A 25,317-nucleotide genomic window follows, 5' to 3' on the forward strand; every position below is an offset into this window, starting at 1 on the left:
ATCGACGTACCGCTGATCGACATGCCGCCGGCCTGAAGGGACTGTGATGCTCGGCGCCAAGCCGCGACGACGATGGCGGGCCGCATCGCCGCCGGCGGTACTGCTGGCGGGTGCGCTGGTGCTCGCCGGATGCGCGCCCGGCGGGAGCCCCGGCGACGCCAATGACGGCAAGGGCGGACAGGTGTCGCCCACCGGCGGGAAGCAGGCTGACCGGCCCAACATCGTCTACATCCTCACCGACGACCTGTCGTGGGATCTGGTCGACTACATGCCGAACGTCAAGCGGCTCCAGAAACGCGGGATGACGTTCTCCAACTATTTCGTCGCCGACACGCTTTGCTGTCCGTCCCGGGCCACGATCCTGACCGGCAAGTACCCGCACAACACGGGGGTTCGCAGCAACGACCCGCCCAAGGGCGGATTCAAGGTCTTCCGTGACCGGGGCAACGAGCAGAACACGTTCGCCGTGGCGATGCAGAAGGCCGGCTACCGCACGGCGCTCATGGGCAAGTACCTCAACGGCTACGAGACCACGAAGCAGCAGGGCTCCTCTCGGACCTACGTGCCGCCAGGCTGGACGGAATGGCAGGTCACCGGGCTGGGGTACGCGAACTACAACTACTACCTGAACAGCAACGGCACGCTCACCCACCATGGGCGGTCGCCGAAGGACTATCTCACCAACGTGATCAGCGCCAAGGGCGTCGACTTCATCAACCGGTCCGCCGACGCCGAGCAGCCGTTCATGCTGCAGATGTCGACCTTCACGCCGCACGCCCCGGCGACGCCCGCGCCGGAGGACGCCCGCAAGTTCCCCACGGTCAAGGCGCCCCGCACACCCGGATTCAATGAGCCGGATATCTCCGACAAGCCGGGTTGGCTGCGCAAATATCCCAGGCTGCGGCCACAGAAGATCCGCGCCATCGACGAGGCGTTCCGCAAGCGGGTCAGGGCCGTCCAGTCGATCGACCGGATGGTCGGCGCGCTGGAGGCAGCCGTCAACGCCAAGGGAGAGGGGGGCGACACCTACTTCGTCTTCAACTCCGACAACGGCTACCACCTGGGACAGCACCGGCTCGTTGAGGGAAAGCTGACCGCCTACGACACCGACATCCGGGTACCGCTGATCGTCGCGGGCCCCGGCGTCCCGGCCGGGAAGACCGAGAAGAGGTTCGCGCAGAACACCGACATCTGCCCGACGTTCGAGGAACTCGCGGGGCTCAAGCCGCCGGAGCCGGTGGACGGGCGGTCCCTGGTGCCGCTGCTGCACGGACGGCAGGTTTCCAGCTGGCGGACGACCGCGTTCATCGAGCATCTCGGCCCCAACTACAGCGACGACGACCCGGACCTGCCGAAGAAGTACGGGGGCAATCCGCCGACCTACCAGGCCGTCCGTACGGCGAACGAGCTGTACGTCGAGTATGAGAACGGCGACCGCGAGTATTACGATCTCGCGCGGGACCCCTGGGAGCTGGGGAACATGTGGGGGCAGGCGCCCGAGGCGCGGAAGGCCGAGCTGAAGTCGCTGGTGACCTCATACCGCACCTGCTCCGGCGCCGAATGCCGCGACCTGTGAACGTCCCGGCCACGTGAGCTCTCCCGGCCGTATCGGCATCCCGGCCGCGCGAATCGCCCGGCGGCCCCGTCTTGCGTGGCCTACGCGCCGGTCTTGGGCGCGGCGGGAGCCGGAGCCTGAGCACGGAACGATGCGCCCACGTAGGCCCGGCACGTCCCGTCCTCGCCGCGTTTGGTCGCCACCTCCAGCAGCCCCCGTCCGCCGTCCATCGGGAGCAGCGACGAACTGTAGTTGGCGCAGACGACGTCCGAATGCTCCGGGTGGGCTGGGAACGGAACATGGACCGGCGCGGGTTCCGTGTGCCACACGCCGTCGCCGTTCGCGGTGTTGGCGAAGATGGTGGCGCCGCTGGCCTCGTGTGAGAGCCCGCCCTCGGCGTCCCGGACGAGCCCGCCGATGAGCAGGATCGTCCCGTGCGGGCCGCCGCCGGGAATCCAGGTGACCGTCGGCGCGTGGTAAAGGCTCAGGCCGTCCGCGGTGCGGGCGGCAGTGCCGCGTCCGGCGGCGTCGCCCCACGTCCAGCCGTCGGGTGAGCGGCGGTAGTGCACCTTGCAGGACGCGGACGGGCCGCACACCTCGTATGCCATGAAGTAGGTGCCGTCCGGCAGGCGCCGCACCACGGGCATGCCCGGCCGGTCGTGCCCGCCGGGAGCCACGATCACCGTTCTCGATCCCCAGGTGACGCCGCCGTCGGTGGAGACCACCTCGGCGATGACCTGGTCGTGGCCGTGGTGCGTCTCGTCGGCGTAGTAGCAGACCAGGCGGCCTCGCGCGTCGACGGCCAGTTCAGGTTCCCACAGGCCCCGGTTCCAGGGTGTCCCCTCGTCGGCGGTCGCGCAGCTCGACAGGTAGTTCCAGTGCCGTCCGCCGTCGGCGCTGCTCCATACGCGCAGCTCGGGGCGGCGCCCGGGCGCGTGGTTCTTCATGCCGACGGTTCCCGCCCACAGCAGCGTCCCGGCGGGCTGGGCACCGAGCCTCCGGGGGAGTTCGAGCAGGCTGCCGCAGCAGCCGCCGCGTTCCCCGGCGGCGGCCGGGTCGAGGATCTCCGACAGCGTCCGGAACGTGCGGCCCCCGTCAGTGCTCTCGTAGAACCGCGCCATGTCGGTGACGCCGTCGCCCGTGGACGTCGCGACCCCGAGGATGATCCGGCCGTCCCGCAGCCGGACGAGCCTCGGGTACATGGCCTGGCGATCGTCCACCCGCCGTTCGCCGAAGGGCGCGAAGGCGGGGGAACGGGCGGGGCCGCCCGGGTGTCCCGCCGCCGCGCCACCGCCGCTCCAGGTGCCGTCCTCGGCCGCCATGCAGCCGGTGAGCGCGAGGACGGCGGCGAGTGGTGGGCCGGCGGCGCGCGCGATCCGCCCGCGTCCCCGAGACGGCCGCCCGCGTCTCGCCGGCCGGCCGGTCAACGACACACAGGCTCCTCACCTTTGGTGGACGTCCCCCCCGGCATCGGACATTACCGTTCTGACCGGGCGGCGGGTGAGACCCAACCGGAGCCGGGACGCGCCGTACAGGAGTGGCCGGATGCGGTCAGGGGCCGGAAAGGGGGGTGTCCGATCTTTACCGCAGGTGGACTTGGTGACCGAATTGGCGGGGTCAGTCGGTCATCTGTGGTCCTGTTCCGTTGAACGTGGCGCACGAACGCGGCAAGCTCTTTACTCTGTGTGGTGTAGGAGACCAACCCGGCAACCCCCAGGCGTTCCAATCATTCCCGCAACTCCCAGGGGTCTCTCGACGTGACGGACATGGCGCGCGAGTCCGCGATGGCGCGGCTCACACAGGCCGACCGCGTCTATGTGGGCTGGCGCTACGCGCAGGTGCACCCCGACCCGGGGCCGCCACCGGACAGGCCCGCACAGCCCGACCGCGCCCCGGCCCCGCAGCCGGCGCGGCAACCGGGCGAGCACATGGCGGCCCTGCCCCTGCGGATCGTCTTCGGCGGCGCGCTCTGCGGCATCGTGCTGTTCCTGCTCTGCGGTGTCGTCGGCGTGGTTCCCTGGCCGTTCGCCGGGGTGGCGATGCTGGCCTGCGCGCTCATCATCGGCATCACCGGCGGGACGCTGTGGCGCGACGAGCGCGGCGTCCGCGAGAGGCTCGCGCACGAGCGCGACGCGGAGGAGCGCAGGCGCGCCGAGAGCGACCGGGAGCGTGACGCGGCGGAGAGGGCTTACGCCGAGGCGAGGTCCGAGTGGGAGCGCCGCCAGTCGGCGTACGAGGGCCAGCGCGAGTGGTATCCGGTCGCCGTCCCGCCCGGCGTCGACCGGGTGGACGTCGTCGGCGGGACGCTCGCCGGATGGTCCGCGGCAGTCACCACCATGGGCGCGGCGCGGCTCGCCGTGGGCGCGCGCCTCACCGTCATCGACCTGTCCGAGGGCGCGATCGCGCACGACCTGCTGCGGCTCGCCGCCGACCGCGGCGACGACCCGCTCGTCTGGGTGCTGCCCGCCGACCTGCCGCGCCTCGACGTCACCCGCGGCCTGAACCCCGAGGCGCTCGCCGACGTGCTGTCCCTGGTCGTCGGCGCGGGCGAGGAGGAGGGCGGAACCCGCGACCTGTCGTTCGACAACTCGATCCTGGAACGGCTCATCGAGGTCCTCGGCCCGGACGCGACGATCCCGCGGATCACCGCGGCGCTGCGCGTCCTCGCCCAGGTCGGCGACCCCCGCGACGACCTCCGCAAGGGCCTCCTCACCGACGAGCAGGTCGAGCGGATCGCGACGCTGTTCGGCCGGGACGCCACCGACCGGATCGTCGTCCGGCGCGCCTGGGCCCTCGAAGCCCAGCTCCGCAAACTGGAGAAACTCGCCACCGAGCCGGTGCGGCTACCGCCGTCCCGGCTGCACGTGGTGTCGATGGACCGGCGCGCCGGCGTCCTCACCAACCGCATCCTCGGCACCTACGTCACGACCGCGCTGACCCACCGGATCAGGGAGGCCCCGCCCGGCGGCCGCTGGGACCACACCCTCTTCCTGTGCGGTTCGGAGAAGCTCCGCGGGGACGTCCTGGACCGCCTCATCGACGCCTGCGAGGCCACCGGGACCGGGCTCGTCCTGATGTACCGGTCGATCCCCGGCCACGTCCGCGAGAGGCTCGGGCGCCGCGGCCACGCCGCCGTCGGGTTCATGCGGCTCGGCAACCCCGAGGACGCCCGCGTCGCCGCCGAGCACATCGGCGCCGGCCAGCCCCTCCTCGTCGCCGAGATCACCGACTCCGCAGGCGAGACGCTGTTCGACGTCGCGGGGGAGACCTACGCCAGCACGGTCGCGTTCGCGCGCCCACGCGGCGACGGCCTCACCGACCCGGTCTGGTCGCCGCTGCCCGCACCCGCCGCCGACGACTCCGCCCTCGTGGAGGGCATCAGCTCCGCGACCGCGTGGGGCCGCACCGTCGAAGGCCGCCACCGCGCCCGCGACACCCCGGCCAAACAGCGGTTCCGCGAACTGCTGGTCGAGCCGCCGCAGCTTCAGGAGCTGCCGCCGACCGCCATGGTCTTCACCCATTCCGGCACCACCGGCCGCCGCACACTGCTCGTCGACGCCAACCCCGGCATCATCACCCTGCCGACCGCGCACTCGATGGAGTTCGAGGAGTACTTGCGCGAACAGGAACGCCGGGACAGGGAGGTTCTGGACGAGGCGAGCGACGCTGCCCATCAGGACGGGCCGGAAGCCGCGGCGCCCGAGCCCGCCCCGCCGGACGTCCCCGCCCCGCGCTTCCCCCAGCCGTCCCGCGCCCGCCATGCGTTGCCGCGAGGCGCGGGGACGCGCCCCGTCCGGATCGTTCCCCCGCTGAAGCCGAACGGCAGGCACAAGGCGGACCCTCCGTCCTCTTCGTGACAGCGGAGAGCCGAGGTCATATGTCGGCTTCATGTGTCGCGTCAAGCCCGTCTTATCTGTCCGCGGGGGCAGATGTGCTCCTAGCGTCGGCGTTTCAGAAGTTCTGAGGCCACATCTGGTCAGTCGTCTGATCTCGTTTCGGGTATGCGTCGTCACTGATCGTCGCGCTTTTCGGGAGAAGGCGGCGAAAAGCCGTTCACGTTATCACGTGACCATCCCGGGAAGTGCAGTGATCTAGATCACATTCAGAAGTTCGATATTGGCTCTTTCCCGTTTCTGGACGCCGAGTTACGTTATGGCCGTTTTGGTGACCCTTCCGCGTTGGGGTTTTCATGGGTTTTGGTGCCGTGTCGCGTTGTGCGGGTGCTGTGCGGTCGTTGGTGTGGCGGCGTCCGGTGTGGTCGGCGCGGGTTGTGTCGTTGGTGCTGGCCGCCGGTCTGTTGCAGGTCCCGGCAGCGGTCGCGCCGGTGACGGCGCTGGCCGATGAACCCAAGACGGCGGCGGCGACTGAGCAGCAGGCGGTGGCGCAGGCTAAGCGGTCGGGTGAGCCGGTGGAGATCACTTCCCGGCGGGGGGAGACCCGGACGGTGCGGGCGTTGCCGAACGGCCGTATCGAGGTCGAGGAGCGTGTGCAGCCGGTGCGTGCACGCCGGAACGGTAAGTGGGTGGACATCGACACCACGTTGCGGCGCTCGGCGGGTGGGGCGGTGGTGCCGGGCGCCTCGACGGTGGGGCTGGAGTTCTCCGGTGGCGGGGACGGCCCGATGGTGCGGATGACCCGGGCCGGGCGCCGGTTGGCGTTGTCGTGGCCGGGGTCGTTGCCTGAGCCGGTGCTGGACGGCGACACCGCCGTCTACCGGGGTGTGGCGGGCCCGGATGTGGATTTGCGGTTGCGGGCGCGGGCGGACGGGTTCGCGCATGTGCTGGTGGTCAAGACCGCGCAGGCCGCCAGGAACCCGCGGGTGGCCAGGCTGGCGCTGGGGTTGTCGACCACCCGCCTGGCGGTGGCCGAAGAGGCGGGCAGCGGGGTGTTGAAAGCCGCTGATCGGGGGTCGGGACGGGTGGTGTTCGAGGCGCCGTCGCCGAAGATGTGGGATTCCTCCCGTGCTGAGCCGGCGCCGGACAAGCAGTCCCGTGCCGCCGCGCCCGCCGGCCCGGCCGAGGATCCGGCGGAAGGACCGGTGGACGGTGCCAGGACCGCGTCGATCGATGTGGCGGTCGGCGGCGGGAAGATCATCCTGACTCCGGACGAGGGGTTGCTGTCGGATCCCGGGACCCGGTTCCCGGTGTACATCGATCCGGTGTGGACGACGAACAAGGCGTCGAGCTGGGGGATGGTGTCGTCGGGGTGGCCGGATGAGTCGTATTACAAGTTCGATGGTAAGTCGACCGAGGGGATGGGCCGCTGTGAGGTGGCCAAGGACCCCAACTGTGTGAAGAACCAGACCAAGCGGTTGTTCTTCCGGATGCCGTTGCCGGCGGTGAAGGGCCGCTATATCCAGAGTGTGGAGTTCACCGCGTTCGAGACCTACGCCTACAACTGCTCCAATCCGACGTCGGTGCAGTTGTGGCGGACGAACACGCTGCGGTCGTATGCGACGTGGAACAACACCAACAGTTCCTCGGTGTGGGATGAGCATCTGACCTCGCGTGATGTGGCGTACTGCTCCAAGACGCCGGTGGAGTTCGGCGGGTCGAAGCTGCGCGCGCATGTGCAGGACGCGGTCAACAAGGGGCACGGGTCGATCACGTTCGGGTTGAAGGCCTACAGCGAGTCGACGATGGACTGGTGGAAGCGGTTCGCCGATGACGCGTACCTGAAGGTGCAGTACAACAACCCGCCGTATCAGCCCAACACCGACTCGATGTACGCCAACCCCGGCACCAAGTGCGTGACCGCGAGTCAGGCCAAGACGGTCAACGACATTCCCACGGTGTACTCCTACCTGTGGGATCCCGACACCGAGGACCGCAACAAGGTGCGCGGCCAGTTCACGTTGTACTGGGCCGACAACGCCGACGGGTCGGACTGGGGTGCGAAGTGGACCTCGGCGCTGACTCCGGCCAAGACCTCGGGCAGCCAGTTCCAGCAGCCGCTCCCCTCGACGATCCCGGAGGGGACGTTGATCGGGTGGGGTGTGCGGGCCTGGGACGGTGAGCAATGGGGCCCGTGGAGCTACGACGGCGCGCAGACCGGCTGCTACTTCTACTACGACCCCGCGGTACCGGGAGAGCCGGCCATCACCTCGGCCGACTACCCCCAGGACGGCGCATGGCACGGCGGGGTGGGCGAGCCCGGGACGTTCACCATCTCCGACTCCGAGGGGGTGGCCGACCGGTACGAGATCGCGATGAACGGCGAGCCGGTGACCACGGTGGCCACCACCGCCGGCGCGGCCCGGCAGGTACAGATCCCGCCGACCCGCTCGGGCCCCAATGTGCTGACAGTGCAGGCGTTCGCGCCGTCTGACCAGAATGGCCCGGCGGTGTCGTATGAGTTCCGCGCCAATGCCGGCGCGGATCCGGTCGCCAAATTCAAGTTGGACGAGGGTGCCGGTTCGACGGCGGTGACGTCCACGGGTCCGGGGCGGTCGGCGTCGGTACGCGGGTCGGCGACGTTGGGTGATGCCGGTAAGAACGGCACGGCGTTGACGTTGGACGGCGTCGATGGGTACGCCGAGAGCACGCTGCCGATCGTCGACACCACCGGGAGTTTCACGGTGTCGGCCTGGGCCAAACCGACTCAGCACCGGCAGGGGGAACTGCTGGCCCAATCAGGGACGTCCCAAAGTGGTTTCGTCTTGGGGATGCACGCTAATGGAGCAGCGATTTTCGAGTGGCCAACCGTTGACGACAACAATGGCGGAGGTACTTGGCAGTGGGCTGTGGATGATGCGCCGCTTCCGCTCGGCCAGTGGAGTCATCTGACCGGTGTGTACGACAAGGCCGCAGGTCAGATGCGGCTGTACGTGAACGGGCAACTGCAAGCGACCGCCAGTGGAGTCACGCCCCTGGAAGCCCACGGTGCGCTGCAGATCGGCCGGAGTCTCTACAACGGCTGGTTCGTGAACCACTGGCCGGGGTCGATCGACGATGTGCGGGTGTTCACCCAGCCGTTGTCGGACGCGCAGGCCCAGCAGCTGGCGGGTGGAACCGTTCCGTCGGGAACGGGCCTGGTGGCGCATTGGAACATGGATGAGGCGGCGGGCAAGTCCCGGGTGTACAGCCCGGTCGCGCCGTTCACGGCCACTGTGCACAATGGGGCCGTCCTGGGCGCCGAGGGGCAGGTGGACGGTGCGCTGCAACTGGACAACACCGCCCAGCAGTACGCCGCCACCGACCGCCCGGTGGTCAACACTCTGCGCAGCTTCGCCGTGTCGGCGTGGCTGAAGGCCGACGGGCCGGCCACCTCACCCACCCAGAACTTCACGGCGGTGTCGGCGCGCGGCGACAGCAAGAGCGGCTTCTACCTCAAGTATGTGGAGGCCACGGGCAGGTGGGTTTTCGCGCGAACCGCGCAGGACAGCGACGATCCGGGCTGGTATCAGGCCACATCGAAGGATCCGGCGCAGACCGATGAGTGGACGCATGTGGTCGGGGTGTGGGACGCGGTGGCCCAGCGGTTGCGGATCTACGTCAACGGTGAGCGAGGCACCGACAGCCCGGTGGTGGACTCGCGCTGGCTGGCCACCGGCGGCCTGGAGATCGGACGCTCCCAGTGGGGAGGCAACCCGGTCGACCACTGGGCCGGCCTGATCGACGACGTCCGCGTGTACGACCGGATCGTGGGTGACCGCGAGGTCGAGGAGATGGTCACCCAGCATCCGGCGCTGAAGGCGCGGTGGATCTTGAACCAGGACGGTTCGGGTGAGCCCGCGGGTGCCTCACCACTGGTGCTGCACAACGGTGCGGCCATCGACCCGGCGGCGGGTTTCCGGGAGTGGGCGTCGCCGGCGGGTCTGAAACTCGACCCCGCGCAGTCGGCGTTCGCCGAGACCGCGCAGCCGGTGGTGGACACCGATGAGAGCTTCACCCTGACCGGGTGGGTGCGTAACAGCGGCCGGCCGTTGCAGCCGGCGACGGTGTGGTCCCAGCCGGGTGTGAACACTGATGCGTTGGTGTTGCGGTATGTGCCGGGCGCTGATTCTGAGTTGCAGGGTGGCTGGCAGGTGACGATGCGTAATGCCGATGACGGGTCGGCGGCGCCGTTGACGGCGGCGCATTCGGGGTTCTCGCCGCAGGAGTGGTCGCATCTGGCGGTGGTGTACGACGCGTTGCGCGACCGGGTCAGCCTGTACGTCAACGGGCAACTGGAGGAGACCTCCAGCGGGGTGTCGCAGGAGGACCAGGTGCTGGGGTTCAAGGCGGCCGGGAACGGCGGTCTGCAGGTGGGCCGCACCAAGCTCGGCGCACCTGGCGGCACCGAATTCTGGACCGACGCCGTCGATGACATCTGGGCCTATCAGGGCGCGTTGACCACCGAACAGATCCAGATGCTGGCCGGCGGGGTGGAGTTGCCCACCGCCGACGGCCCCTGACCCCCTTCTATCCGGTTCGACCCCGTGTCCCTTCTCTTCTGCTGATCTCGTGATGCACCCCGGCTCCCCGCTGGGGTGGTGGCGATGGAGGATGTTGTGAACGCAGGCCGCAAGAGGCTGGTGCTGGGATCGGGCCGCGCGGTGACGGTGGCCGCGGCCGCGACCGCACTCGTGATGCCGGCCGGGTTGCTGTCGGCTCCGGCGGCGTTGGCCGATCCGCCCAACTCCACGCGCCCGCAGGTCGCCGACCACGAGGACCCGGTTGCGGGGCGTGATTTGAAGGTCCGGCCGCGCAAGGCCGACCCGGCCGCCGAGCAGGGCCCTGCGGCGAAGGCGGATTGGCCGGATGCGGGGACCGCTGAGGTGCAGGTGCCGTCCGGCAAGAAGGCGGTGCGTGCGGGCGGACTGCCAGTACGGGTGTTGCCGCCCGGCAAACAGCCGCGTTCGGCCCGAGCAGTGCCGGCGGCGGGCCGGGTCCGTGTCCAGGTGCTGGACCAGCGGGCCAGCCGCGCGGCCGGAGTGGACGGGCTGGCGTTCACCGTGGCCCGCACCGACACCGCGGCGCCGGGCCGGGTGAAGGTACGGCTGGACTATGCCAAGTTTGCGCAGGCGTTCGGTGGTGCTTATGGTGCGCGGCTGCGGCTGACGCAGTTGCCGCCCTGCGCGCTGACCACACCGGCCAAGCCGGAATGCCGGACCGGTGAGCCAGTGACGGTCAGCAATGATGCGGCGGCCAAGACGTTGACCGCCGAGATCCAGGCCGCCCCCGCGGCGGCGTCTGGTTCGCCTGCGGTGGCCGCAGCGGGGCAGAACGCGACGCTGCTGGTCGCCACCGCCGCCTCCGATAGTTCGCAGGGCGACTACAAGGCCACCTCGTTGAAGGCGTCGGCGACGTGGAAGGCCGGCGGCAACTCCGGTGACTTCACCTGGTCGTACCCGATGCGGGTCCCACCCGTCCCCGGCGAACTGGCCCCGAAGGTCGAGTTGTCCTATTCGTCTGCCAGTGTGGACGGCCGGACGGCCAACACCAATGGGCAGCCGTCCTGGGTCGGTGAAGGTTTTGATCTGTGGCCCGGCTACATCGAGCGGCGCTACAAGTCATGTGAGGACGACGGCGCCCCCAAGGACGAGTGGGGCAACTCGCCGGGTGACCAGTGCTGGGGGTACGACAACGCCACGGTCACCTGGAACGGCAAGGGCGGAGAGCTGATCAAGGCGTCCGACGGGACGTGGCGGGCCAAGGGCGACGACGGCACCAAGTACGAGAAGCTCACCAGTTCGTCGAACCACAACGGTGACGACAACGGCGAGTACTGGAAGGTCACCACCACCGACGGCACCCAGTACTTCTTCGGCCTCAACCGCCTCCCCGGCTGGACGTCGGGCAAACCGGAGACCAACTCGGCCTGGACGGCCCCGGTGTTCGGCGACGACTCCGGTGAACCCTGCCACGCCTCGTCGTTCGCGAGCTCGTGGTGCCAGCAGGCCTACCGCTGGAACCTGGACTACGTCGTCGACCCCAATGGCAACGCCATCAACTACACCTACGGCCAGGAGACCAACCACTACGGCCGCAACCTCAAGCCGGAGGACGAGACCCCGTATGTGCGTGGCGGGTATCTGAAGACGATCTCCTACGGGCTGCGCGCGGACGCGTTGTTCGCCAAGCCGCCGGCGCAGGTCACCTTCACCACCTCCGAGCGCTGCATCCCGGACGCGTCCTTCGACTGCGCTCCGTCCAAGATCGGCGCCAACCCCGACAAATGGTGGGACGTTCCCTGGGACCTGAACTGCAACTCCGGCCAGGAATGCAAGGACACCCACGGCACCATCGCGCCCACGTTCTGGTCCCGTAAACGGCTGACCAAGGTCACCACCCAGATCCTCCAGCCGGACGGCTCGGCCTATCGGCCGGTGGATTCGTGGTCGATGGATCACGAGTGGGGTTTGGCCGATGTCGAGCGGGATCTGCTGCTGGAGGAGATCGTCCACACTGGGCACGCCGCCACCGACGGCGGCGGGGCGGTGACGTTGCCGAAGGTGACGTTCAACCACGTGCAGCTGCCGAACCGGCTGGACAAGACCGGCGACGACATCCTGCCCTACATCCGGTACCGGCTCGGCGCGATCTACGACGAGTCCGGCGGGCAGATCGACATCGCCTACTCCAACACCGACTGCACCCTGGCGAATCTGCCGACCCCGGAGACCAACACCACCCGCTGCATGCCGGTGATCTGGACGCCGCCGGGCCGCGAGGATCCGATCACCGACTGGTTCCACAAATACGTGGTCACCTCCGTCATCCAGACCGACCGCACCGGCCTGGCCCCCGACATGGCCACCACCTACCAATACCTGGGGGATGCGGCCTGGCATTTCGACGACGATGACGGGCTGACCAAGGAGAAGAACAAGACTTGGTCGCAGTGGCGCGGCTACGGCCACGTCCGCACCGTCACCGGCGACCCCGCCGACCCGGCCACCCAGGCCGACACCTACTACCTGCGCGGCATGCACGGCGACCGCCAGAACGAGTCCGGCGGCACCAAGAGCGTCACCGTCCCCGACGGTGAGGGCGGCACCCACACCGACCACGACGCGTTCGCCGGTTTCACCCTCAAAACCGTCCAGTACACCGAACCGGGCGGGAGTATCCACGTCAAGACGGTCAACACCCCGTGGCGGGTGCAAACCGCCTCCCGCACCCGTTCATGGGGCACCACTACCGCAAACGCCGTCCACACCGACTCGTCCCACACGTGGACGGCCAAGGACGGCGGCGGCTGGACCGAGACCAAGACCCAAACCGACTACGCCGGCTCCGGCGCGGGTGTCGGCCGCGTCACGTCCATCAGTGACCTGGGCGACCTCGCCACCGCCACCGACGACAGATGCACCCGGACCAGTTACGCCGACAACACCGGCGCATGGATGGTGTCTTTCCCATCCCGGGTGGAGACCGTCTCGGCCGCCTGCACCGTCACCCCCGACCGTCCTGCGCAAGTCGTCTCGGACGCGCGTACGTACTACGACAATGGCGGCTTCGGTGACGGTCCGTCCAAGGGCAACATCACCAAGGTCGAGAAGGTCTCCGGGTACAACGGTGGCACCCCGCAGTACGTGACACAGGCCACCACCACCTACGACTCGTACGGACGGGTCACGCAGGCGAAGGACGTACTGGGGCAGGCCACCACGACTGCCTACACCGACACCCAGGGCCTGACCACCCAGACACAAACCACCACCCCTCCGGCCACGCCTGGTGATGGGGCCACGGCGCTGACCACCACCCAGGTACTGGATCCGGCGTGGGAGCAGCCGACCCGTACCACCGACGCCAACGGCAACCACACCGATCTGGTGTACGACGGGCTGGGCCGGCTACGGAAGGTGTGGCTGCCCAACCGGTCCAAGGTCAATGGCCAGAACCCCAACCGCGAGTTCGCCTACCGGGTGACCGAGGGACAGATCGTCGCGGTCACCACCAAAACGCTGACCGCCACGGGTGGGCAGCGGGTGGCGAAGATCGAGTTGCTGGACGGGTGGCTGCGGTCCCGCCAGACCCAAGCCCCCGGTCCGGACGGCCGGCTGATCAGCGACACCTTCTACGACGACCGCGGCCAGCCCATCAAGACTTATGCCCCCTACACCGCCACCGGCGCCCCCGAAACCACCCTGTTCGGTGTCGGCACCCCCGGCAACATCGAGACCCAGACCCGCGCCGAGTATGACGGGCTGGGCCGCAAGATTGTCGAGAAGCTCACCCAGGGCAACGGGTCGCAGCCCGAGCAGGAACTGTGGCGCACCACCTACACCTACGGCGGCGGCAACCGCGTCTCGGTCACCCCACCCGACGGCGGCACCCCCACCGCCGAAATCACCAACGCCCGCGGGCAGGTGATCGAACGCCGCCAGTACCACGCCGACACCCCCACCGGCGCCTACGACGCCACCACCTACACCTACACCCCCGCCGGCGAGATCGCCTCGGTCACCGACCCGTCCGGCAACACCTTCACCACCACCTACGACCTACGAGGCCGCAAGACCCGCACCACCGACCCCGACAAGGGCACCACCACCTTCACCTACGACGACCTCGACCGCATGGTCTCCACCACCGACGCCCGCGGCAAGCAGATCTTCACCACCTACGACGGCATCGGGCGCAAGACCGCCACCCACGACGGCGCCGCCGGCGGGCCGCTGCTGACCTCGTTCACCTACGACACCGTCACCGACGGCAAGGGCAAACTCGCCACCGCCACCCGCCACCATGACGGCGCCGCCTACACCAAGCGAGTCCTCGGCTACGACGACCTGGGGCGCGTCGAGGCCACCAATATCACCATCCCCGCACAACAGGGCCCGCTCGCCGGAACCTACCTGTTCACCACCAGCTACAACCTCGATGGCACCGTGCAGGGCAACGGCCTGCCCGCGGCTGGCGGACTGCCCGTTGAAAGCACCGTCAACAGCTACGACGCCTGGATGCGGCCCATCCGGCTGACCAGCAACAAAGCCACCTACGTCAACGACACCGTCTACACCCCCACCGGTAAACCCACCATCCTGGAACTCGGCACAGGCGGGACCCGCGCCTGGCAGACCTTCACCTACCAGTACGGCACCCAACGTCTCGACACCGCCAAAACGCTCCGCGAGGGCATTAACGGCAACGACCGCAACGCCACTTACCACTACACCGACGACGGCACCATCACCTCCATCACCGACACCTCCCGTGACGGCATCGACAACCAGTGCTTCACCTACGACCACCTGCAGCGCCTCACCGAGGCTTGGACGCAAGGGACCACCGACGCCTGCGCCACCGAACCCACTGATGCGCTGATCGGTGGTCCCGCGCCCTACTGGCAGACCTTTACCTACGACAAGGCCGGCAATCGCACCGGCGAAACCCGGCACGGAATCGGCGCTGTCGCCGACACCGTCCGTACCTACACCTACGCCACCCCCGGACAGGGCAACCGCCTCAACCAGGTCACCCAGAGCGGGCCCGCCGGTCAGCGCACCGACACCTACACCTACGACGCCACCGGCAACGTCACCACCCGTGCCATCGGCTCCGGCCCGGCCGTCGGCCAGACTTTGGAGTGGGGCGCTGCGGGCGAGCTGACCAAGGTCACCGAAAACGGCAATGACGCTACGTTCATCTACGACGCTGACGGCAACCGCCTGATTCGCCGGGACCCGTCCGGTTCGACTCTGTACCTCCCCGGTACCGAACTGCGCGCCTTCAACGGTGCCTCCACTGCGACCGGGATTCGCTACTACACTTTCGCCGGCCAGACAATCGCGATGCGTACTTCTGACGGCACTGTCACCCACCTCACCGGTGATCATCAGGGCACGGACCAGATTGCCATCAATGCGTCGACCCAGCAGGTCACCGTCCGCCGCTTCACCCCCTTCGGCTCCATCCGCGGCATGGACGAGGACGCGACATGGCCGAATGACAAGGGTTTCGTCGGCGGCACCCAAGACCCCACCGGCCTCACCCACCTCGGCGCCCGCGAATACGACCCCGACACCGGACGCTTCGTCTCCGTCGACCCGGTCATGGACCAGGCCGACCCCCAGCAGATGAACGGGTATACCTACGCCAACAACAGCCCCGTCACGCACGCCGACCCCGACGGCCTGTGCCCACCAGATATCTGTGGTAAAGGTTACGTCCCTGTCGGCCACAAGAAGCCACTGATGACCGGCGGCTGCGGTCACGACTGCGGCAACCCGCCCGCAGGTTTCCTGGCATCGCTGGATCGGCCAGTCCATGCGCGCTGGGGCGACACTACGGTCCACGCCCCCAATTCCATTGCCTACACAGCCGCCCTGCAGAAGATGATGCAGCACGTGTACATGAAGTACGCAGGCACTCTGGGGCCGCTGGACCCGCAAATCATGCCGACCTGTGCCACTGACGGCAGTGCCTGTTTCCCAGGGGACCTGGGGAGACTCGGCAACTTCGCCAAACTGCTCTGCAAAATCGGCGGATTCAGATGTGACCGTATGTCCGGGCTGGAGTTCTTCGGAGCAGGAATGCGCAGCTTCCCGATGAACGGCGGCTTCGGTAAGGACGGGGGCATCACCGGCATCAGAGGCGGCCGCTGGACGACAGGTGGTCAGCCAGGCCGACCGACCAACCTGGGATCCTGTAGCAGTTTCGTCCCAGAAACGTTCGTCGTCATGGCCGACGGGAGCCGCAAACCCATCGAAGACGTCAAGGTCGGTGACAAGGTCTTGGCCACCGATCCGGATACTGGTGAAACCAGTTCCCAGTCCGTGCTCGGTACCATCACCACCAAGGGCGACAAGCACCTCGTCCAGATCACGATCAACTCCGACGCTCCCCGCAGGCTCCGTGTGACCGGTGACGAGCCGCAGCAAAGCGCCTCAAGTCAGCTCTATCGGGCCGCACAGAACGGGGTGGTCATCACCACCGCCAACCACCCCTTCTGGGTCGTCGGCGACATCAACGCCTGGGTCGAGGCTGCCGACCTGATGCCCGGCATGTGGCTCCGCACCAGCGCCGGCACCTACGTCCAGGTCACCGCCACCGAACACCGCACCGCCCACCACCAACGCGTCCACAACCTCACCATCGCCAACCTCCACACCTATCATGTGCTGGCGGACGCCACGCCGATCCTCGTCCACAACGACAACTGTGCTGTCAGTGGTAACCCGCATTCAAAACTGGGCGAGAGTGCTACCCGGACGTGGCTGCGCGATAACGGGTACCGGCACATTGTGAAGGAGGTTCAATTCAAGAACAGCAAAGGAAAGCCCTTCCGTGCTGACTTTGTTGCAAGGGATGGCAGTGGAAACTGGATCGCAGTCGACGCCAAGACCGGAAGGGGTTCGGTCATCAGTCCAAATCAGGAACTGGGATACCCGGAACTGAATGGCAGTGGAGTCGTCCTGGATACCCATAAGCTGAAGCGTTTCGGGTTGACAAAGGGAATGACCATCAGGATGGATGTGCACATCGATCTCTGGACTTGCCCGGCCTGTGGTAGCGGCCACTAGAGTGGAATCATGAGTGAAGACGGTGGACGGCACGCACTCGGATACGGCAGCGCGGACGGCGATCTTGTTCGGGCTTATAAGTCCAAAGACGTCATGCGGGCCGCCGCCAGTTGGATCGCAGCCACGGCGCTCCCAGAAGGGTTCACCTGGATCCAGTCAAAGAAATGTCTTGAGCGCAAGGCGGACGGGAGGCAGGAGTCGATCGCCCTGAGTTCATCCTATAGAAACAGACCGGACAAGGATATTCAGATCTGGATTGAGGCGCTCGAGGTAAGAGAAAGGGATCTCCTGCTGTGGCGTCGCCGCCATCCCGACTTCACCCTAGAACGCCCGGGTGGCATGGATGATCTCGTCTGTGCAAGCAGTTATATTGATTTTTGCGATCAGCTTGAAGAATATCAGGTAAACCTGACTGTGTACGATGAGCGCCCAGCCCGACTGTCCGTGCTGGCCGATCATGTCCGAAGGATCGCCCTGCCGTGGTTTCAAGCCACGGCGGAGCCGGGATCGCTGGCGGACAGCGTCTGGGACGAAATGATTCTTGATTCGGCCTCCGATCTCATGGAGTATGCGGTCTCGAAGGACCTTCCAGGCCAGGCACGGTCTATTCTCGATCGTGCACGGAATCTCGCATTCGCAGAGGAAATTCTTAACGAAGGCCGCTTCCTTGCAGAGCAGGGTAGGAAGCCGGCCTGGAATTCCCCTCATTCTGTCGGCTGGACTGCAGCCAAACTGAACTTGCTCGACTGAGCGCGCATCTCACATGGGAATCTGGCCAATTCGCGCGTAGCCGGTGATGACGGCAAGGAAATCCCGTGGCTACAGTATAGGTGAGGCAAGATGGGTAACGTGGAACGCACCTTGGTGAAGGCTTTCATGGAGATCGCCATCGCCATCGATCTGACCGACGACGATGATATCGACCCGGATGTGGCTACCGACCTTCTGGAACCGGTAGCGGCTCTCCTGCAAGAGATGCCCAGTGCAGACCGCCGACATTTGGCTGATCTGCTCCTGGCCTGCGCTGAGGAGGAGACTCTGCCCGAGCGAAGGACGACCGCACTCGACCTCCCGGAGTCCTTGGGTCTCATTTGAAATAGCCATGGAAGCCGCCGGTGGTGACCTTGACAACCTGAGAGAGATCAAGCCCGGGTGGTGGCAAGGCGAACGGCCAGATGGTACGACCGTGAAGATCGAATGGGAGACGCGCGGGCATCCCACGACGAATGAGGGCCCGCATGTTACGGTGCGAGTTCCCAAGGATCCATCGGTGGGCCCCAAGAGTGGCTGGAAGGTCATCAAGAAGGCCTTCATCGAAGGTCAAGAAGAATGGGGGAATGGGGGTGAAGGTGAACTTGTTCGTCCATCCGAACTGGAGGCTCGCCGAACGTGTACTGGAAGGGGTCAATCCAGGCTCGGGTGGGTTCGAGCCCGATCAGATCGTCGGGCTCTCACCGGCGGCCTGGACGGAGTTCCCGACCGACGATCGCGATCCGCGAGATGTCGCCGAGAGGCTGGTCGACTACTGCCGGCCCGTTTCGACCGGTATCCTGATCGTAACAACGATGCACAGTTTCCAGTCGAATTACGGGCCATTTTTCGTCCATGGCACAGGCTTTTCGGAATTTGTGCATTCCTATGCCGAGGTATTTGAGGACGTGATAACCGCGGGCGATGTCGTCATCATTTCGCCTCGCGCCGGTCGCATGGTGGTCGTGCATCACAACGGACTCATCGCCACGATCACCGGAAATATGTATGAACTTCAATAGTTCCGCCTGCGTTCGTCTCGGAAACCGGGCTTGCGCTTCCGTGGTGGTGATTCCACGACCGGTGGCCGTTGCGCTTGTGGCGGTGACGATCATCGTCAACGGTCGTAGGTCATGCCGCGGTGGAGTGCTCTTCCTGGTGGGGCATTGGCTTGGGGTGGGGTGGGGCGTCAGGATGCTGGGGTGACTTCTTCCCCTGGTTCGCCGTCGCCTGGGATGCCGCCCTACCGGAGGGGGGCTGGGCTGCCTCCGGGAGCACCGCCGCCGGGAGGGCCGCCTGCGGGGATGCAGGCGGGCGGCTCGCGGAGTGTGCCGGAGGCGCGGGGGCGCCGTGAGGTGGGGGAGTTCGTGCTGCCGGGGCCCTGGTATCGGATTTTGGCCATCCCCGCGCCGCAGCGGGACGCGTCTGCTGAGTGGGATTTTGTCAGTGTGCTGCCTGCGGCGTTGTCGGCGGCGCGGTTGGGGCGGCCGTTCGTTGTCGGGTGGTTGTCGGCGGGCGGTGGGGCTCCGCTGGAGCTGATCACTAATGCGGGGCCGATCGGGGCGCCGGAGCCTGGGGCGGAGTCGTACGGGCTGTTGTTTCCGAGTGGTGCCCGTGGGGTTCCCGTAGGGGACGGGTGGTTGCGGCAGGCCGGACGGATGGCGTGGACGCGGTGTCCCGGGCGGCTCGCGCCGCAGGGGGCGGGGGTGGACGGCGGGCCTGGGCTGTTCGAGGCGACGCTCGTCACGTTGATGGAGCGGCCGTTCGGGTGGTTCGTCGTCGCGGAGCCGGGTGACGAGCGGCTGATCGATTCGGAGATGCGGGAGCTGCATCACGAGTTGCGGATGCTGCGGCGGGGGGAGGACGAGCAGGCGCGGCTTGCTGTCGCTCGGGCGGATCAGCGGCTTGCCGAGTTGGACGCGTTCCGCGAGGCGGGGCTGTGGCAGGTCCGGGTGGTGGCGGGGGCCGCCACGCAGGACGAGTTGAGCCAGATCGCGCCGGTGCTGGTCGGGTCGATGGAACTGGGGCATCACCCGTACCGGCTTCGGTCGGGGCAGGGGAGTGGCTCGTTCGGGGAGATGTTGAGCCCCGGTGCGGCGCCTGTCCCGGTGCGCGGGATGTCCGAGCCGGAGCAGCGGTTTCCGTTCGTGGCGACGGCTGGGGCGCTTGCGGCGCTGGCCGGGTTGCCGCGGCGGGAGGTTCCGGGGCTGCGGGTGCTGGACGCCGGGTACTTCGACGTCACGTCCGAGACCGATGGGCAGGGCGAGGCGCAGATCGAGCTGGGCGCGATCCTGGACGGGCAGGACCGGCGGGTGGGGCGGCTCACCGTGCCGCGTTCGACGATCAACCGGCATGTGTTCGTGACGGGCGCGACGGGGGCGGGCAAGTCGCAGACCGTCCGGCATCTGCTGGAGCAGTTGACGCGTGCGGGCATTCCTTGGCTGGCGATCGAGCCGGCGAAGTCGGAGTACGCGGCGATGGCGGGGCGTATCCGGGATCTCGGTGGGCCGGTGACGGTGGTGAATCCGTCCGATCCGGGGTCGGTGCCGCTGTCGGTGAATCCGCTTGCGCCCGAGCCCGGCTACCCGGTGCAGGCGCATATTGACATGGTGCGGGCGCTGTTCCAGGCGGCTTTCGATGCTGAGGAGCCGTTCCCGCAGATCATGGCGCAGGCCCTGCAGCGGGTCTACGAGAACAACGGGTGGGACGTGGTGACGGGCGGGGGTGTTCCCGGTTCGCTCATCGAGCCCGCCGTTCCGACGTTGGAGCAGTTGCAGAACGCTGCGCTTCAAGTCATCTCGGACGTCGGCTACGGACGTGAGCTGATGGCCGACGTGCAGGGTTTCGTGGACGTGCGGTTGCGTTCGCTGCGCATCGGGTCGGCGGGACGGTTCTTCGAGGGCGGTCACCCGGCCGACATCGGCGGCATGCTCCGCGACAACATCGTCCTCGCCATCGAGGACGTCGCGAACGACGAGGACAAGGCATTCCTCATGGGGACGCTCATCATCCGCATCGTCGAGCATCTGCGGATGCGGGAGCGGCGCCGCGACCGGGGCGACGGGCCCGCGCTCCGGCACGTCATCGTGATCGAGGAGGCGCACCGGCTGCTGCGCAACCGGGGGCCTGAGCGCACCAGTTCGCACGCCGTCGAGCTGTTCGCCGGGATGCTCGCCGAGATCCGCGCGTACGGGGAGGGGATCATCGTCGCGGAGCAGATCCCGACGAAGCTCGTCCCGGACGTCATCAAGAACACGGCGCTGAAGGTCGTGCACCGGCTGCCCGCCTACGACGACCGGCACCAGGTCGGTGCGGCGATGAACCTGGACGTCGACCAGTCCCGGGAGGTCGTGTCGCTGCGCCCGGGTGTCGCGGCCGTGTTCGCGGACGGCATGGACCGTCCGCTGCGGGTGCGGGTGCCGCTGGGGGAGGGCCGGGAGGCGGAGCTGCCGGGGCCACCGCCGCCGGTGGACGGCCGCCGCTCGGCCGCCTGCGGCTGCGAGTGCCGTTCCGGGCGGGCCTGCACCCTCTACGAGTTGCGCGAGGCCGATCTCATCGCCGGTCACACCGACTGGGCGTGGCTCCGGCTGTGGGCCGACACGCTGGTCCTCTCCCATGTCGTGAACCGCCCGATGCCGGCGGTTCCGCCCGAGCTGCGCCGTGCCTGGTCGCGGCTCACGCCTCGGCTGCGCGAATGCGCCCTGGCGACCGTCGTGGAAAGGTCGGTGACGCGGCGCTCACGGTCGCTGCGCACCGCCTACCCGCCGTCCGATTTGACCGCCGCCGTCGCCGACGTCGCCGGACGCCTCCTCGACGGCGGCTCCCCGGGCACCGCCCCCGGCCCGAACTGGGTCATCCCCCAGGTCAGGTGGCTGCACGAACTCGACCGCCTCTTCCCCTACGGTGAGGGCGTCCCCGACAAGCACGCCGCCGCGCCGCCCCTCGATTACCAGCTCCCCGGCCTGAAACAGCCGCCGGACCCGAAGCTCGGCCACCGCCTCCGCGCCCTGCGCCGCCACCCGCTGTCGATGGAACTGGAACGCAACCGGCCCATCGCCCTCACCGCCCTCTACGGCGCCGACGACCAGGCGGGCTTCTACCAGGACCTCATGCTCGTCGCGATCGGCTTCGAGGAGGACGAGCAGGTCGATCACGTCGCCGAGACGATGCGCGTCACGCAGTGGTTGGAACCCGTCCTGAGCTGGTTCGATCGTTTCGTCGCCCCGTTCGAGGACCCCTCAAAGGGGCTCCCTTTCCTCGGCCAGTCCCGCGACGCGGAGTGACGCCGCGTCAGATGTCGCTTTCGGTGCGGGCCGGGAGGCCGGCCTGTTCGGCGACGGGAGCCCAGTAGCCGATGAACTCGCTCTTGGCGTTGCTCGCACGCTGGTTGACGTCCGAGACCTCTTCCTCGGTCGGGCAGCCGGGCGCGATGTCCACGTAGCGCTGGTTCGACTCGGTCGACGCCTCCAGCGCGCGGACGAGCGCGTCCTTCATCGGGACGCCGTTGTCGAGCGCGCTGACGTCCAGTTCGCGGGCCCTCTCCAGTTGGCCCATGCGCATTTCCAAGATGCGTCGCAGGCCGTTGGTGGGGCAGCCGTCGACGACCACGCCGCCGAGTTCGGAACGGGTGGTGCCCATGTCCTCAAGGAGGTCGTCCACCGCCTTGGCCTGTGCTTCGACGTCGCCGCTGTCGCTGTCGCCGCCGTCGCCGGACTCCTCGGTCGCGGGCCCGGTGCCCTGCCCCTGCGCGGACGGGACGCCGCCACCGGGCTGCGCGGGCGTCTCCGACCCGCTCGGCCAGAACACGATGCCGAGAGCCACCCCGAGGAGCAGGACGACACCCGCCGCGGCCAGGAAGTACGGGACCGTGCTCCTTTTCGGTGGCGCGGGCGGCTGCCAGATCGCGGGTTCGGCCCACGGCTCCGGGGAGACCGGGTCGGCCCACGGTTCGGGGGAGAGCTGCGTGAACGTCTCGCCCGACGGAGGCATGTGCGTCGTGTGGTCGGGCGGGGGTCCGGGTGGCGGGGATTCCCACTGGGCGGGCTCCTGCGGCGACACGGTCCACGGCGGCGGCATCGGGTCATCGGGGCGCGGCGCGCCGCCCAGCGGGTCACGGCTGGCCGCGTCGCCGGCCGGCGGGTCATGGGACGTCGCGTCGCCCGCCGGCGGGTCATGGGACGTCGCGTCGCCCGCCGGCGGATCATGAGAGGTCGCGTCGTCGTCGCCGCGTGGGTCGGAGGCCATCGCGCCGAAGCCCGGTGGGGCAACGCCCGGCGGGGCGACGTCAGGTGGGGTGCCGAGGGGCGCGTCGCAGTGCGTGCATTGGGGCAACGCCGGGTTGGTGTCGTTTCCGCAGCCCGGACACCGCATGAGGTCCCCCTACCCCGTGACGTCCCGAACGGGGACAAGATACTGCGCCGTCACACGGCCCGACCGGCTCGGCCGAAGATCGCAACCGGGTCGTGACCGGGCCGTCAGACCCGCTTCCAACTGCGCGTCGGCTGGCCCGTCTTCTTGGCGACGGGGTTCCACAGGACGACGAACTTCTGCTTGGCCGTCGTCGCACGCCGCTCACCGGCCGCGCGTCCGGGAACCTTCGCCGCGGCCGGGCGAGGCTTGCCCCGGCAGTTGGCCTGGTTCTGCTGCGCCCACCGCAGCAGGATTTGGTCGACCTGCAGCGACGCCGTCAGCGCCTGAGCGAGCGACCCGCGCAGGCGCTCGCCGTTCGCGAGCTTGTCGACCTGGAGGTTCTTGGTGCGGGCCAGCTGGTTCTGGCGCTGCCGGGCGACCTTCTCGAACCCCTGGATCGCCTGCGGCAGCGTCTGGCACTTGCCCGCCCGGCCGAGCGCGCCGGCGAGGACGCGGCGGGTGGCGACGCTGTCGTCCAGGACCTTGTTCACGACCTGGGCCTGCTGCTTGGTCTCGGTCGGGATCTCGTTCTTCTGCGCGACCTGCTTGTTGGACGGCGACGTCGTGGGGTCGGCACCGGCGGACGAGTCGCCGCCGGACGGCCACACGACGAACACCACGGCGCCGACCGCGACCGTGACGAGGGCGGCGACGGCTGCGATGAGCGGCTTGCTCGTCCCGCCGCCGGGACGTCCGCCCTGGTTCGGCGGGTAGCCGCCGTACGCGGGGTCGCCCGGCCCGCCCTGCCCCATCGGACCCATGGGCATTCCCTGGCCGCCCATCGGGCCGCCCATCGGGCCACCGGCCGGGCCGCCCATCGGCGGCCCCTGGGCCATGGGGCCCTGGCCCATCGGGGGTGCGGCCATGCCTTGGCCCGGGTCCATGCGCGTCTGGTCGAAGTCGCCGCCGAAGCCCATGGGCGAGCCTTGGCCGCCGGGCATGCCGGGACTGTGCATCCCTTGGCCGGGGGCGATCTGCGTCGCGTCCGCGTCGAGCATCGTGGGCGGCTGGGCGTCCGCGCCCGGCTGCTGCCGCCCCCACATCTGGGTCGCTTCGGCGTCCGGGCCGTCGGGCTTGCGCGGCTGCGCGAACCACGACTCCGGGACGATCGACTCCGCGGGTTCGGGCAGCGGTTCCAGCCCGAACGCGTTCGGCATGTGCTCCGAAGAGCCGGAGGCCGGCAGCGCGGGCTGCTCGTTCGCGGGCAGCGCCGGAAGCCCGCCTCCCCACCCGGGCGACGGCGGAGCGCCGAAGCCGCCGGACGGGGCGGACGCCTCCGGCTCGTCGTCGTCCTCATAGGGGTTGAACGTCCACGCGGCGGTGTCTTCGGGGTCGGCGGGCGGAAGCGGCGACGCGGGCGGCGTCGGGGTACCCGACTGCGGTGTCGGCATGGCGGCCTGCGGCCCGCCGAGCGGCTCGGACGGCAGGCCGAACGGCGACGGCTGGACGGGCGCCGCGGGCTGGACGGGCGCCGCGGGCTGGACGGGCGCCGCGGGCTGGACGGGCGCCGAGGCCTCGAAGGACGCCGCGGTCTCGAAGGGGGCCGCGGACTGGTGCACGGGCGGCTCGGGCGGCTCCGCGGACAGCCGAAGCGGCGGCTGCCCCGCCCCCGGCAACTGCGTCGACGCGGGCGCCTGCCCTGCCCCGGGCAGGTGTCCTGCTCCGGGCGCCTGCCCTGCCCCGGGCGATGGCGCCGACGGAGTCGGGGGCATGCCGGCCGGGGGTTCGGGGGCCGTCTGCGAGGGCTGCGAGGGCTGCGACGGCATCCCGAAGTCGGGCGTCACGGGCGGCCTCGCGGTGGAGGCCCAGGAGGGCGTGGGCGGCGGCACCATCATCGTCCGGTCGCCGAGCGCGTCGGCGGAGCCGGCCGCGGGGGCGTCCGCGACAGGGGCCGACAGCGGGACGGCGGGCCCGACCGAGTACACGTCGATCGGGGCCTCGCAGTGCGAACACTTGCCGAGCGTCCCGGGCGTGTCATTCCCGCACGTCGGACACTGCATCGCTCAGACCTCGCCTTATAGCCGCTTTGCCCACGCTTGCGATCGGGGCCGCCGAACCGGGCGGCCCTCGCTTCCCCGCAAATCCGCAGGGCTCCCGACAAAAGTAGTGGGTGACGCCGTTCTCAGACGCGTGGTTGGCAATCTGGCAC

General features: G+C 68.7%; 11 protein-coding genes. 8 read left to right on the top strand and 3 right to left on the bottom strand.

Going from position 1 to position 25,317, the window contains the following annotated elements; all coding sequences use genetic code 11:
* Positions 1 to 46 precede the first annotated feature (46 nt).
* Positions 47 to 1,576, top strand: a complete 1,530-nt coding sequence (locus ACGFIS_RS01840) for a sulfatase (protein ID WP_392906971.1) — start codon at positions 47 to 49, stop codon at positions 1,574 to 1,576.
* Positions 1,577 to 1,656: 80 nt separating this feature from the next.
* Here the strand turns inward: ACGFIS_RS01840 and ACGFIS_RS01845 are convergent, their stop codons facing one another.
* Positions 1,657 to 2,988: a sialidase family protein gene (locus tag ACGFIS_RS01845; protein WP_392906970.1), complete on the bottom strand. Its 1,332-nt coding sequence runs from the start codon at positions 2,986 to 2,988 to the stop codon at positions 1,657 to 1,659.
* 333 nt (positions 2,989 to 3,321) lie between these two features.
* Here ACGFIS_RS01845 and ACGFIS_RS01850 point away from each other — a divergent pair, with 333 nt between their 5' ends.
* From ACGFIS_RS01850 to ACGFIS_RS01880, 7 genes are all read left to right on the top strand, one after another.
* Positions 3,322 to 5,412 (top strand): hypothetical protein, encoded by a 2,091-nt coding sequence (locus ACGFIS_RS01850; protein WP_392907597.1) that lies wholly within the window; start codon positions 3,322 to 3,324, stop codon positions 5,410 to 5,412.
* A gap of 413 nt (positions 5,413 to 5,825) precedes the next feature.
* Positions 5,826 to 9,950, top strand: coding sequence for a LamG-like jellyroll fold domain-containing protein (locus ACGFIS_RS01855; RefSeq protein WP_392969013.1), 4,125 nt, complete (start codon positions 5,826 to 5,828; stop codon positions 9,948 to 9,950).
* A gap of 84 nt (positions 9,951 to 10,034) precedes the next feature.
* Entirely contained in the window at positions 10,035 to 17,009 is a 6,975-nt protein-coding gene (locus tag ACGFIS_RS01860) for an RHS repeat-associated core domain-containing protein (protein WP_392906969.1), read from the top strand.
* Between the two features lie 9 nt (positions 17,010 to 17,018).
* Positions 17,019 to 17,759, top strand: a complete 741-nt coding sequence (locus ACGFIS_RS01865; RefSeq protein ID WP_392906968.1) for a hypothetical protein — start codon at positions 17,019 to 17,021, stop codon at positions 17,757 to 17,759.
* Between the two features lie 90 nt (positions 17,760 to 17,849).
* A complete protein-coding gene (locus tag ACGFIS_RS01870) occupies positions 17,850 to 18,104 on the top strand; it encodes a hypothetical protein (RefSeq protein WP_392906967.1) in 255 nt (84 codons plus the stop codon).
* 242 nt (positions 18,105 to 18,346) lie between these two features.
* Positions 18,347 to 18,781: a hypothetical protein gene (locus ACGFIS_RS01875; RefSeq protein WP_392969017.1), complete on the top strand. Its 435-nt coding sequence runs from the start codon at positions 18,347 to 18,349 to the stop codon at positions 18,779 to 18,781.
* A gap of 684 nt (positions 18,782 to 19,465) precedes the next feature.
* Entirely contained in the window at positions 19,466 to 22,042 is a 2,577-nt protein-coding gene (locus tag ACGFIS_RS01880; protein WP_392969020.1) for an ATP-binding protein, read from the top strand.
* A gap of 7 nt (positions 22,043 to 22,049) precedes the next feature.
* Here ACGFIS_RS01880 and ACGFIS_RS01885 read toward each other — a convergent pair whose 3' ends face one another.
* Both ACGFIS_RS01885 and ACGFIS_RS01890 read right to left on the bottom strand, forming a co-directional pair.
* Positions 22,050 to 23,003 carry a hypothetical protein gene (locus ACGFIS_RS01885; RefSeq protein WP_392969023.1) on the bottom strand — a complete coding sequence of 318 codons (954 nt, stop codon included), beginning with the start codon at positions 23,001 to 23,003 and terminating at the stop codon, positions 22,050 to 22,052.
* Positions 23,004 to 23,233: 230 nt separating this feature from the next.
* A complete protein-coding gene (locus tag ACGFIS_RS01890; RefSeq protein ID WP_392969026.1) occupies positions 23,234 to 25,168 on the bottom strand; it encodes a hypothetical protein in 1,935 nt (644 codons plus the stop codon).
* Positions 25,169 to 25,317: the final 149 nt, after the last annotated feature.

The organism is Spirillospora sp. NPDC048824, assembly GCF_043198455.1.
In the GTDB taxonomy this organism is placed as follows: domain Bacteria; phylum Actinomycetota; class Actinomycetes; order Streptosporangiales; family Streptosporangiaceae; genus Spirillospora.

Excerpts from the sequence above, each read along its gene's own strand:
- ACGFIS_RS01840 (WP_392906971.1), top strand. The coding sequence starts at position 47 with ATGCTCGGCGCCAAGCCGCGACGACGATGGCGGGCCGCATCGCCGCCG.
- ACGFIS_RS01850 (WP_392907597.1), top strand. The coding sequence starts at position 3,322 with ATGGCGCGCGAGTCCGCGATGGCGCGGCTCACACAGGCCGACCGCGTC.
- ACGFIS_RS01860 (WP_392906969.1), top strand. The coding sequence starts at position 10,035 with ATGGAGGATGTTGTGAACGCAGGCCGCAAGAGGCTGGTGCTGGGATCG.
- ACGFIS_RS01865 (WP_392906968.1), top strand. The coding sequence starts at position 17,019 with ATGAGTGAAGACGGTGGACGGCACGCACTCGGATACGGCAGCGCGGAC.
- ACGFIS_RS01870 (WP_392906967.1), top strand. The coding sequence starts at position 17,850 with ATGGGTAACGTGGAACGCACCTTGGTGAAGGCTTTCATGGAGATCGCC.
- ACGFIS_RS01875 (WP_392969017.1), top strand. The coding sequence starts at position 18,347 with ATGGGGGTGAAGGTGAACTTGTTCGTCCATCCGAACTGGAGGCTCGCC.
- ACGFIS_RS01885 (WP_392969023.1), bottom strand. The coding sequence starts at position 23,003 with ATGGCCTCCGACCCACGCGGCGACGACGACGCGACCTCTCATGATCCG.
- ACGFIS_RS01890 (WP_392969026.1), bottom strand. The coding sequence starts at position 25,168 with ATGCAGTGTCCGACGTGCGGGAATGACACGCCCGGGACGCTCGGCAAG.